General features: G+C 60.5%; 11 protein-coding genes and 1 tRNA gene. 8 read left to right on the top strand and 4 right to left on the bottom strand.

The genetic code is table 11. The features are described from left to right. Positions 1 to 15: 15 nt before the first annotated feature. The 4 genes from HUTA_RS07940 to HUTA_RS07955 all read left to right on the top strand — a co-directional run bounded on the left by HUTA_RS07940 (position 16) and on the right by HUTA_RS07955 (position 3395). Positions 16 to 951: a replication protein A gene (locus tag HUTA_RS07940; RefSeq protein WP_015789376.1), complete on the top strand. Its 936-nt coding sequence runs from the start codon at positions 16 to 18 to the stop codon at positions 949 to 951. Continuing rightward, on the top strand, positions 951 to 1565 hold the full coding sequence (locus tag HUTA_RS07945) for an RPA family protein (RefSeq protein ID WP_015789377.1): 615 nt from the start codon (positions 951 to 953) through the stop codon (positions 1563 to 1565). Before HUTA_RS07940 ends, HUTA_RS07945 begins: the two co-directional genes overlap by 1 nt. A gap of 307 nt (positions 1566 to 1872) precedes the next feature. Beyond that, positions 1873 to 2760 carry a hypothetical protein gene (locus tag HUTA_RS07950; RefSeq protein WP_015789378.1) on the top strand — a complete coding sequence of 296 codons (888 nt, stop codon included), beginning with the start codon at positions 1873 to 1875 and terminating at the stop codon, positions 2758 to 2760. A 203-nt stretch (positions 2761 to 2963) separates the two neighbouring features. Beyond that, positions 2964 to 3395 (top strand): ribbon-helix-helix protein, CopG family, encoded by a 432-nt coding sequence (locus HUTA_RS07955; RefSeq protein ID WP_015789379.1) that lies wholly within the window; start codon positions 2964 to 2966, stop codon positions 3393 to 3395. A gap of 8 nt (positions 3396 to 3403) precedes the next feature. On the opposite strand, the gene HUTA_RS07960 is transcribed toward HUTA_RS07955, so the two are convergent. Next, complete coding sequence (locus HUTA_RS07960) at positions 3404 to 3856, bottom strand: DUF5814 domain-containing protein (RefSeq protein WP_015789380.1); 453 nt, start codon at positions 3854 to 3856, stop codon at positions 3404 to 3406. A gap of 79 nt (positions 3857 to 3935) precedes the next feature. Beyond that, positions 3936 to 4220: a hypothetical protein gene (locus HUTA_RS07965; RefSeq protein ID WP_015789381.1), complete on the bottom strand. Its 285-nt coding sequence runs from the start codon at positions 4218 to 4220 to the stop codon at positions 3936 to 3938. 480 nt (positions 4221 to 4700) lie between these two features. Here HUTA_RS07965 and HUTA_RS07970 point away from each other — a divergent pair, with 480 nt between their 5' ends. From HUTA_RS07970 to HUTA_RS15865, 3 genes are all read left to right on the top strand, one after another. Further along, positions 4701 to 5111, top strand: a complete 411-nt coding sequence (locus HUTA_RS07970; protein WP_015789382.1) for a type IV pilin — start codon at positions 4701 to 4703, stop codon at positions 5109 to 5111. Positions 5112 to 5796: 685 nt separating this feature from the next. Continuing rightward, positions 5797 to 5868, top strand: a tRNA-His gene (locus HUTA_RS07975). A 514-nt stretch (positions 5869 to 6382) separates the two neighbouring features. Next, the gene (locus HUTA_RS15865; protein WP_245529170.1) at positions 6383 to 6784 is read left to right on the top strand and encodes an HNH endonuclease; all 402 of its coding nucleotides are present in this window, start codon (positions 6383 to 6385) and stop codon (positions 6782 to 6784) included. A 116-nt stretch (positions 6785 to 6900) separates the two neighbouring features. Here the strand turns inward: HUTA_RS15865 and HUTA_RS07985 are convergent, their stop codons facing one another. Beyond that, the gene (locus tag HUTA_RS07985; protein WP_015789384.1) at positions 6901 to 7272 is read right to left on the bottom strand and encodes a spore germination protein GerW family protein; all 372 of its coding nucleotides are present in this window, start codon (positions 7270 to 7272) and stop codon (positions 6901 to 6903) included. Between the two features lie 129 nt (positions 7273 to 7401). On the opposite strand from HUTA_RS07985, the gene leuS reads away from it, so the two are divergent. Then, complete coding sequence (gene leuS, locus HUTA_RS07990) at positions 7402 to 10071, top strand: leucine--tRNA ligase (protein ID WP_015789385.1); 2670 nt, start codon at positions 7402 to 7404, stop codon at positions 10069 to 10071. 35 nt (positions 10072 to 10106) lie between these two features. Here the strand turns inward: leuS and HUTA_RS07995 are convergent, their stop codons facing one another. Further along, the gene (locus tag HUTA_RS07995; RefSeq protein ID WP_015789386.1) at positions 10107 to 11123 is read right to left on the bottom strand and encodes an ornithine cyclodeaminase family protein; all 1017 of its coding nucleotides are present in this window, start codon (positions 11121 to 11123) and stop codon (positions 10107 to 10109) included. Positions 11124 to 11229: the final 106 nt, after the last annotated feature.

The following is an 11229-nucleotide window of genomic DNA, read 5'->3' on the forward strand; positions in this document are numbered from 1 at the left end:
GGAGACAGCACAGCTATGACGGATTTGCATACCCACGCGGAAGAGATACACGAGCAGTTCGCAGACCAGCTAGACGTGAGTGTCGACGATGTCACGGAACGACTCGACACGCTGGTCAACGAGTACCAGGTACCGATCAGCGAGGCGCGCCGGAGCGTCACCAACTCCTACCTCGACGAGGCAGGGCTAGATCGCGAGGACATCGGCGGCGGAAGCGGCGGTAACGAGACCGTCCAGGCTGCCGATGTCGACGCGCCCGAGGAGTGGGTCGACATGACGGCAAAGGTCGTCGAGCTCTGGGAGCCCCGGAGCGACGCCGTCGCCCAGGTCGGCCTGCTGGGCGACGAGACCGGGACGATCAAGTTCACCAAGTGGTCCAAATCCGACCTCCCGGAACTCGCGGAGGGGGCGACCTACCACCTCCGGAACGTCGTCACCGACGAGTACCAGGGCCGGTTCTCGGTCAAACTCAACCGGACGACCGTCATCGAGGAGACCGACGAGGAGATCGAGGTCGGCGACGACGCCCTCGAAGTCGAGGGGGCCCTGGTCGACATCCAGAGCGGCAGCGGCCTGATCAAGCGGTGTCCGGAGGACGATTGCACGCGCGTCCTCCAGAACGGGCGGTGTTCCGAGCACGGCGAGGTCGAGGGCGAGTTCGACCTCCGGATCAAGGGCGTCCTCGACGACGGCGAGGAGGTCACCGAGGTCATTTTCGATCAGGAAGCCACCGAGAACCTCACCGGTGTGACGCTCGAAGAGGCCAAGGACATGGCGATGGACGCCCTCGATACGAGCGTCGTCGTCGAGGAGATGCAGGGGACGATCATGGGGCGGTACTACCGCGTCGAGGGTCCGACCTTCGGGCGGTACCTGCTGGCCGACGAGATCGAGACGCTGACTGACGCGGTCGATCCTGAAGCCACGCTGATCAAAGCGAGGTCGATATAATGGCGGCGACACCGACCCGAGAGGTTGCCCGCCGCGTCTTCGCGGGCGAGTTCAACGACGCGACCTACACGTTCAAGGAAAGCGACGACGACCGTGCGCCGGTGTACGTCCTCCTACCGACGGGCGAGCGCGCTAATCGTGTCTTCATCGTCGGCACGCTGACCGAGACCGAGGACGTCGGCGAGGACAGCGAGTACTGGCAGGGGCGGATCGTCGATCCCAACGGCGACACTTATTTCGCCTACGCCGGGCAGTACCAGCCCGACGCCGCCTCGATGTTGCGGGAACTCGAACCGCCCGCGTACGTCTCCATCGTCGGCAAGCCACGGACCTACGAGACTGACGACGGCGAGGTCAACGTCTCGATCCGGCCGGAGTCGATCACGCCGGTCGACGAGACGACGCGGAACCGCTGGGTGGTCGAGACGGCCGAGCGGACGCTCGAACGCGTCCAGGGCTACCAGGAGGCCGACCCGACCCAGGACGACTACGCGGCTGACGAGTACGTCCAGATGGCCCACGACGAGTACGAGCCGGCGGTCGAAAACTATCGACGGCTCGTCGTCGAGGCCTTAGAGAGCTTAGAGGAGGAGACGGCCGAACCCGAAGCATAACCTGGGCGAGCAGTAGTCGGATCGCGACGAGTTTCGGGTGGAATCATATTCGTTAAACACTCTTTCCTTTGGTTTTATTGTCTGTACGACAACTCTATACAGTAGAATGCCCACGAGGCCGAATTCTTCGACACACGGAACTTCCGATACCGAAGATCGTCACCCGGATAATCCGGCAGCCACTCGCCAGAATCGATCCAGCCAGTGCGCGCCATCGGGCGGCAGTAGTGGTCGTGAACCGCAACAAGAGCGGCGTCCGAAAGGGAGCGGCACCGCGACAAGTCGCCGTCGACTTTTGGCCTCCGGCGTGGGACTGCTAGCCATCGCCGCCAGTGGGTGTGTGACGGAGAATGAATCCCAGACCAGTGAGGATCCAACTGGTGAGGTCGAGACAAACGACGATCCAACTGCCGCGACCCAGAAATTCATCACAGCCCTGGATCAGGGTGATGCGGCAACAATTCAATCATTGGCCCGGAGCGGTTCCGAACTTGAGAACGTTTCGGCGAGTGACCTTACAGTATTCGAGGAAGGCGACCTCGAACTCGAACAAACGAATCTCTCCACCCGAGGTGATGATACAGCGACCGTCGAAGTCACACTTTCAGAAGCGAACAATTCTGATTCGGCGACCTTCAATCTCAATCTCTTGCAGGAAGATGGACGGTGGACCATCGACACACCCTCATGGTGGGATGAATATTCATTCTTCCAGAGTCGACCCGAGGAGAGCAGGACAGAAGCCAATAACCAGATTACGAACCGGGTCATCGAAGTCACTAGCGTCGGATCTATCAATGGGGGAGTCGTCGACGAACTGAAATTCACCATTCGACTGGCAGCCGGTTCAGAAGCGGTTCCTCTCGATGGGATGTTGATCCAGTTGGTTACTGAAGACGGTAGTTGGAACCTGTTGTCTTCGAACAGTGACGATGTTTCCAATGCAGATGGTGTCTTCTCTTATCGTACCCTCCAGGACGACGATTCGTCCATCGCAGACAATCACACGATGAACGATCGTAGCGACCGCACTGTCATTACAATCGGTCTTGACGGGTCAGGTGATTCTATCGACAGTACATTAGGCCCTAGCCAAACGGGGACAATGCATGTGATCACACCGTCTGGCGGCGAAACTACGTGGACGCTCGTCGTGCCAGACTCACTGGAAGGCAAAGAGAAGGTCGAGATCTGAATGGGGAAACTCGAACTGGGTGTCAGCTCCGTCGGTGTGACCAGCGATCTTTCAGTATCTCACAGCGGTGAGAGGTTCAGATCCAATCGGCTCTCAGGACACCCTCGACCCAGCCTGACCCGGACCCACTCGAGGTGCCAACAAGATGGCTGGGTGCCGTCTGACAAATAATTAAGTAGGTGGGCAAATGATTGTCGCCAACCATGAGTAACAAGAACAAGACTATCTCCTTTCGGGTCAGCGAGGAGAAGTTCGAGACCCTCCGGGAGATCGCCGAGGAGCGCGATATCTCGCTGTCGGCCGTCTTCCGGGACTACGTCGACATGCTCGTCGACCACAGCGGGAAAGTCGAGGTCGTCCCGGAGCACGAACTCAGCGGTGAAGCCGAGAGCGACGACGAGACGTTCCCGCCGCAAGTCGAGGTTCCCAAGTCGTTCATCCGAGAGCACGAACGCCTCGAACTCGAATCCGACCACCTCCGGGAGCAACTCGAGGAGTACAAACGCTACGTGACGAAACTCCGCGAGGAGGTCAACGGCGACGACGAGGACATCATCCAGCTCGAAGACCTCGATGGGGAGCAAGAGGACGAGGAATCCGCCTATCGGATCGGCGAGTTCGACGAGCCGGTCTGACCGCTTCGCTACAGTAACTGCTCGCGTCTGTTCTGTGCTTCTCTGGCGACGTTCGTCTCTCCCTCGACGTCCGCCAACGATTCGACGGCTTCCAGCGTCCGGACCCCGCTATCCAGAAACGAGAGCACGTCGCCCGGGTAGGCATACAGCATGTAGTCGTCGCCCATCACGTCGACGATGGCATCGGGGCCCAGGCCGTCAGCGCGCAACTCCAGCAGATAGCGAACGAACTTCTCCTCGGGGTGGCCACAGTGGGGGGCCGACTGGCAGTCACAGTCCATGAAGTCCTCGGCGAAATCCAGCACCCGGTCCTGGGTCGCGTCGTTGAGTTTGCCCAGGTTCTCGCCGTGAAAGAGGACGTCCAGCGTCGCGCCGGCGAAGGCACTCTTCGGGAAGGAGGTCTCCAGTTGGGAGACGAGCTGGCGGTGGTTCTTGACGTAGATCTTGTCGGTGATCGCCACGACGACCGATATGAGGGGATAGCGAGCCAAAAGCGTCTCGGAATGCGCGCTGCCATGCGACCCCCAGCCCGAATCTCGATTATATTCCGAGGATCCCTTCGACGAGTTCGCCAATCCACTCCAACAATTCCCCGGCGAAATCCTGGTATTCGGGAACGAATATTTCGAGCAAACCGACCGTGAGCAACCCCGCGGGGATGCTCAATCCGAAAACAGCCAGCAATATCAGTCCGTAATTCGACTGGTCGAGCTGGATGGATACCCACCCAGTGCCGCCATGTTCGTCGATGGCGTCAGTCGTTTTCTGTGCCGGTTCGAACTGGTGGTCAGTTTCTTCTTCTTCCGGTGGCGAATACGAACTCATTGTCTCTGCCTCCGCCGTCCGTTCGTTTTCGTCTGCCCACCTGTCCAGGCCTTGTTGCCTGGTCTCATGAGTCTCGGTTTGGATGGAATTCTGAAAAGTGTTCGGCTGATTTTCACGTCGTCTTGGGTGTATGCGAGCCGGGGGACGGTCAGCGACGCTATCTCCACCGGTGCCAGCAAGAGTACTGTGTCACCATCGTAACAATTGATATGTCGCTTGGGACGTCACTCCCCCCGGTGACGACCGCTGCAATACCTCCATTCCGCCGTCACTGTGAGCAAGCATTGTCTGACAAGTGATGTAATCTCTGTATGTGTCTCTGAGTGTGATTTCAGACTGAACGATTTCAAAAACGCATCACGACACTCGATTTCAACATTTGAACAGGTCCATTGACGGCAATTAACGAACGTGAAAACACCTATTCACCGGTGAACGATGCGCACTGGTTTTTATACCTGGTATCATTCGTGATAGTGTATGGATCCAAAAGGATTCCTGTTGGACGAAGATCGGGGCGTATCACCAGTTATCGGCGTCATCCTGATGGTCGCTATCACGGTGATCCTCGCGGCCGTGATCGCGACGTTCGTGATGAACATGGGGCCGACCGAGACCACGATGCCCAACGCGCAGTGGAACTTTGACGAGGATAGTAGTGGTAATGTCGTTATCGAACACAACGGTGGCGGTGAAGTCGATCCGAGCAATATCCAGATTAAGCATGATGGTGGTACCACCGCCGGTACCGCTAGTAGTGCCTTCGGATCAACGGAGATAACAGCAGGTACCAAGACCAGTGCTCTTTCCCATGGTGGAAATGAAGTCCAGATCATCTGGGAGAACCCCGATTCGGGCGAGACTCAGATCATGGCCTCCTGGGAACCATAAGGCTGTAGCCGCCTTCTTCCGTTTTTTTTCGCCTGTCCGTGACCAACTGGTCTCTCGATCGCGAAAGCCGTCTGCGAGGAACTTCCGATCACGCTACTGGCTGTACTTGGCGATGAGTCCGTGACACACGCTCTTCGGCCACAAACCGGACGCCAACTAGCGATTCTGAAACTACCCCGCGGTGTTTACATACGCGCTGTTCGATGCTGAATCTGGGCCGGGACGTCCCCCCTGTCGCCGGCCCTGGATGGTCCTCGATTCTCATCGGGTTTCCATTCCACCACGGTGTCTCGAACGAGTTCCCCCCGAACTCGTCCACCATCAATTGCTGTCCGCCGGGCTCTGCCCGGTACCCCCTTTCCTAATTTATCGATTCCGATGAGCGTGCCATCCTATCTCGGGCCCGCGCCCGAGCCATGACGAACGTCCCCGTTAGAAGTGGGTCGCCCGATGAATCCCAACGGAACGCCGACCAATGACGACTCAAATTCCCGCTTTGCCGTGACTGAGTCCCGTCCGAAGGAGCTGCATGTCTGCGATGTACCAACTCGTAGGGACACTGGATGTCCTACCGGACTGTGCCGAAGAACTATCGACGATTTCTATCGGGACCGGGGTACAGCAGTCCGGCTGAGTCGTAACGTATTTGAACGACAGCTAGGTAGTTAAGGTTGCTCTCAGCGTGTCCGGGTTGGGGTAGTGGTTATCCTTCAGCCTTGTGGAGGCTGAGAGGCGGGTTCGATTCTCGCACCCGGACCTTTATTTCAAGCTCCAGAAAAATGAATTATATCTGGAGCTGACGGCGCTCGTTTATCACACAATGCGGGGCCACAGTCCTCATGCACGAATTTCAGTGTCCGAGTTGTACCCGTGTGTTTGAGACGAAGCGTGGTCTTGGTGTCCATCATAGCCGTAGTCATGGTGAACGACTGCCGAATCGGGACTGTGCTGAATGCGGTGAGCAGTTTTACTGTGAATACGAGAGAAAATACTGTTCGGAAGAGTGCCGATCAATGGCGGTATCATTCGCAGGCGAACAAAACCCGAACTACTCCGGCGGGAAAGAGACGACGACCTGCGACAATTGTGGCACGGAATTTGAGTACTATCCCTCGGAAAAGGAAGGGGTGGTATGCAGCACTTGCGTCGAATCCGTTTCGTGGCGGGAATTACCCGATATCGACGGATCGGCCAATCCACGCTGGACCGGTGGGAAAGTGACGGTATCGTGTGATGTCTGCGGGACGACTGTCGAACGGTATCCCAGCGAGATGCAGGGAGAAGTAACTCTCTGTAGTCGAGACTGCCACCACGAATGGCTCTCTGACGCTTTCAGCGGTGATGGTCATCCAAACTGGCGGGGCGGCGACACCGGAAACTACGGTCAGGGATGGAACGCAGTCCGACGTGAAGCGCTCGAACGCGATGAATACGAGTGTGTCCACTGTGGAACGGGGTCCGACAGTCTCGGTCGGAATCCCGATGTCCACCATATCGTTCCGGTTCGAGCTTTTGTCACGTCAGATAGACATGAGAAAACAGACGCCCACACCATCGACAATGTGGTTTCCTTGTGCCCGTCCTGCCATCGCCGGGCGGAGTTCGGACATATCGACGCGGCTGTACTCCGAACGGAAGCAAACATCGATAATTCGGACCGATCTTCCCGCTGATGTCCAGAGGGTGATGGTCGGAACTAGGTTTATCTATCCAATTGTTTGATAAATGGCCCCTCTCGAAGAATAGTGCTAACCGCAATCTCTCCCAGTTCTGGCTCCTCTCGCTCGCATTAGTCGCTCATCGTTCCGAGCAGCCAGCCGACTGTAACGCCGAGGACAACCGCCCCGAGCAGTCGCTGCCGGTCGTCGACCCGGACGAATCGCGTGTTCTCGTCGGTGATCTCGAGGGCTCCAATCGGCTTCGCTACGACGCCGCCCCCACCGCCACCGCCCGAACCGTGCTCGGCCGGGGCGTCCTCGCTGTCCCCGTTCACCCCGCTACTGGACCCTTCGCCGAATCCGCCGCCGAAGCCGTAGGCGACGCGAGCGACGGGCACCACGGTCCGATCGTCGCGCTCGATCGGCTCGCCGTAGACACGTTCGACACCGGCACTGTCTCTGATCGTCTCGACCGCCGTCGTGACTGCGTCGGGGAGTTCCATGGTGGCGCGACGTACCGCGGTCGAATAACGATTGCCCAACCGCCGACACGTCAGTGGCCGTGCGGGGATCTGATGGTCGACCCCGGAAGAGAAAGGTATAGCAGTATCCCCCTCTCAGATGGGGCCAAGATGGCCACAGAGCACGATCAGCGCGAGCGCGGGTTCGATCACACGGAGATCGAACCTGCCTGGCAGGACGAATGGGACGAGGCGGACGTCTTCCGCATCCCGGACGACGCCGAGGATCCGGCGTACGTCCTGGCGATGTTCCCCTACACGTCGGGGAACCTCCACATGGGTCACGTCCGCAATTACACGATCACGGACGCCTACGCCCGCTTCGAGCGACTGCGCGGCGAGGACGTTCTCCACCCGATGGGGTGGGACTCATTCGGCCTGCCGGCCGAGAACGCCGCCGAGGAACGCGACACCAACCCCAGAGACTGGACGATGGACTGCATCGACTCGATGACCGAACAGTTCAAATCCATGGGCTTTGGCTACGACTGGGAGCGGGAGATCACCACCTGCGATCCCGACTACTACCGCTGGAACCAGTGGCTGTTCAAACGGTTCCGCGAAGAGGGGCTGGTCGAGCGCCAGGCGTCCGAGTTGAACTGGTGTCCCTCCTGTGAGACCGTGCTGGCGGACGAACAGGTCGAAGGCGAAGACGAGGTGTGCTGGCGGTGTGAGACGCCGATCGACACCCGCGAGATGGACCAGTGGTTCCTCACGATCACCGACTACGCCGAGGAGCTGTTCGAGGCCCTCGACGAGCTGGATGGGTGGCCCAACAACGTCCGGGAGATGCAGCGCAACTGGATCGGTAAACAGGAGGGCGCGAGCGTGGCCTTCGAAATCCCTGGGTATGGTGAGGTGGACATCTTCACGACCCGTCTCGATACAATCTACGGCGCGACGTATTTCTCGCTCGCGCCGGGCCACCCCGTCGCCCGGGAGATCGCCGACGACAACGACGAGGTCGCCGAGTACATCGAGATGGCCGAAGCGGCCGAGGAAGACGACCTCGACGTCACCTCGGGCGTGTTCACCGGCGAGTACGCGATCAACCCCGCGACGGGCGAGGAGATCCCGGTCTACGTCGCCGACTACGTGCTGACGGACATCGGAACCGGTGCGCTGTACGCGGTGCCTGCACACGACGACCGCGACCACGAGTTCGCGACGGCCCACGACATCCCGATTCAGCAGGTCGTCGAACCCACGGAAGACGCCGGTGTCGATCCCGAAGACATCGACGTTCAGGAGGCTGCCTACACCGAGGACGGTGTGCTCGTCAACAGCGGCGAGTTCGACGGCCTGACGAGCGAAGAGGCCCGCGAGCGGTTCGTCGAGGAATTCGACGGCGAGGCCCGCACGGAGTACAACCTGCGCGACTGGGGTATCTCCCGGCAGCGTTACTGGGGCACCCCGATCCCGATGATCCACTGCGACGACTGTGGCTATGTCGAGGTGCCCGACGAGGACCTGCCGGTCGAGCTCCCGGAGTTCGTCCAGACGACGGGCAACCCGCTGGACGCCGCCGAGGAGTGGAAGTCCGTCGACTGTCCCGACTGCGGCGGCCCCGCACACCGGGAGACGGACACGATGGACACCTTCGTCGACTCCTCGTGGTACTTCCTGCGCTTCCTCTCGCCGGATCTGGACGACGCGCCGTTCGATACCGAGCGGGCCGACGACTGGATGCCGGTCGACCAGTACGTCGGTGGCATCGAGCACGCCGTGATGCACCTGCTGTACGCGCGGTTCTTCACGAAGGTGCTGGACGACGTAGACCTGCTCGATGGCGTCCGCGAGCCTTTCGAGAACCTCACCAACCAGGGGATGGTGCTCGGCGAAGACGGCAACAAGATGTCTAAGTCCGGGGATAACGGCGTCTCACCGGCGCGCATCGTCGAGGAGTACGGCGCCGACACCGCCCGGCTGTTCATCATGGAGGCCGCCCAGCCGGAGAAGGAGTTCGCCTGGAGCGCCGAAGGTGTCCAGTCAGCCTCCGACTTTTTACAGAGTCTCTACACAGTCGCGTCCGAGTATGCAGCGGGTGACGTCTCAACTGGTGACGACGGGACTATCGCCGAGTATGTTGACCGCGAGATCGCGGCGACGGCCGCCAAGGCGACAGAGGAGTACGAAGACTTCCGGTTCAATCACGCACTGCAGGCCGTCCGGGAACTCGTCTCGTTGCTGCGCCGGTACCGGGACGTGACGGCCGTCGATCCCGATACCTTCGAGGATGGGTTGGTGACGGCGACGAAGCTGCTTGCGCCCGTCGCCCCCCACGTCGGCGAGGAGATTTGGGAGGAACTCGGTGGCGAGGGCCTGCTGGCCGAGGCCGGCTGGCCGGAGAGCGAGGCACCGACCGATTACGATCTCGAACGTCGCCTGATCGAGGACACCCGCGAGGACGTCCGGGACATCGTCGAGACGGTCGGCATCGAGGATCCCGATGCGATCACGCTCGGGGTTGCCCCTGCCTGGAAACACACGGTCGCAGACGTCGCCCGCGACGCGGACAACGTCGTCCCGGCCGTCATGCAAAACGAGAATCTCCAGCAATATGGCGAAGATGCCGCCGACTTCGCGAAGGAACTCGCCGGCCGAGGCCACGTCGAGGAGTTCTTGGCTCCCCAAAGCGAGCAGGCGGCGCTCGAACGAGCCGCCTGGTTGATCGAAGGTGAGTTCGACGCCGACGTCACGGTGCGTTCCGCCGCCGACGCGCCCGACGACCTGGCCGGCAACGCCGAACCCGGTCGCCCGGCGATCGACATCGCGGAGTGACGGAATCAGGATTCTGGAACCGAAGTGACCGCGGGTTACCGTCCCGGATCGGTATCGATCAGTTCGTAGCTGTCGCCGGCGGTTACTTCTCGCGCACGCTCGTAGACGACGTGAGCGGCCGCGACGTCCTGGATGGCGAGGCCGGTCGAATCGAAGAGTGTCACGCCGTCGCCGTCGGTTCGGCCCGCCACATTCCCGGCGACGACGTCACCCAGTTCAGCGTCGATATCGGCGTCCGTTAGGGTGCCGTCGCTGTAGGGGACGTTGATCTCGCCCGAGTGTGTGCACTGCGCGTAATCGTCGATGACGATCCGGGCGTCGGTCAGCACCTCGTCGCTGATCTCGTGTTTCCCGGTCGCGTCGGCACCGATCGCGTTGAGGTGCGTCCGGTCGCCGACGGCGTGGACGATCGGCTCCTCGACGGGTGTGGTCGTCGAAAGTATGTCACAGGTCGCTGCCTCTTCGATCGTCCCTTCCCGGACGTCGAATCGGTCCGCGAAGTGATCGACGAGTGCCTGGGCGGCCACACTCCGGCGGTCGCTGACGACGACGCGATCGATCTCCCGGACCGTCGCGATCGCTTCGAGCTGTGTGTATGCCTGTCGACCGGCTCCGACGAGTCCAAGTGAGGTTGCGTCCTCGCTTGCGAGGTACTTCGTCGCGACGGCGGCGGCCGCGCCCGTCCGCAATCGGGTGATCGTCGTCCCGTCCATGACTGACAGCGGAAATCCGGTTTCGGGGTCCGTGTAGATGATCGTGCCCATGACCGTCGGGAGGTCGTGATCAGCGGGGTTGTCGGGATGGACGTTGACCCACTTCACCGCCGCGGCATCCCAGGCGTCCTCGGCCGGTCCGTCCTCGGGGTGGATGTCGAGGTAGACGGGCATCGACCGGACGTCGCCGCTGTAGGCTGGCAACTCGACATAGGATTTCGCGGGCATGATCGACCGACCCCGCGCGTGGGCAGCGAAAGCGCTTTCGACTGTCCGGACCACGTCTTCGATGTCGGTGAGTCGCGTGACCGTGTCCGGACCGAGCAGGCTGGTATCCATGTGGTGTGCTGGCACACCAATCGGGTTAAGCGTTTGTGCCCGCCAGGCGAGAGACCGTGTGACCCGTACTCACGCATTCTCCCCGAATGCCTCTGAGCGAACTGAC

It is taken from the genome of Halorhabdus utahensis DSM 12940 (assembly GCF_000023945.1).
In the GTDB taxonomy this organism is placed as follows: domain Archaea; phylum Halobacteriota; class Halobacteria; order Halobacteriales; family Haloarculaceae; genus Halorhabdus; species Halorhabdus utahensis.

Bases quoted from the DNA above. Each gene is read 5' to 3' on its own strand.
- HUTA_RS07940 (WP_015789376.1), top strand. From the start codon at position 16: ATGACGGATTTGCATACCCACGCGGAAGAGATACACGAGCAGTTCGCA.
- HUTA_RS07945 (WP_015789377.1), top strand. From the start codon at position 951: ATGGCGGCGACACCGACCCGAGAGGTTGCCCGCCGCGTCTTCGCGGGC.
- HUTA_RS07955 (WP_015789379.1), top strand. From the start codon at position 2,964: ATGAGTAACAAGAACAAGACTATCTCCTTTCGGGTCAGCGAGGAGAAG.
- HUTA_RS07965 (WP_015789381.1), bottom strand. From the start codon at position 4,220: ATGAGTTCGTATTCGCCACCGGAAGAAGAAGAAACTGACCACCAGTTC.
- HUTA_RS07970 (WP_015789382.1), top strand. From the start codon at position 4,701: ATGGATCCAAAAGGATTCCTGTTGGACGAAGATCGGGGCGTATCACCA.
- HUTA_RS15865 (WP_245529170.1), top strand. From the start codon at position 6,383: ATGCAGGGAGAAGTAACTCTCTGTAGTCGAGACTGCCACCACGAATGG.
- HUTA_RS07985 (WP_015789384.1), bottom strand. From the start codon at position 7,272: ATGGAACTCCCCGACGCAGTCACGACGGCGGTCGAGACGATCAGAGAC.
- leuS (WP_015789385.1), top strand. From the start codon at position 7,402: ATGGCCACAGAGCACGATCAGCGCGAGCGCGGGTTCGATCACACGGAG.
- HUTA_RS07995 (WP_015789386.1), bottom strand. From the start codon at position 11,123: ATGGATACCAGCCTGCTCGGTCCGGACACGGTCACGCGACTCACCGAC.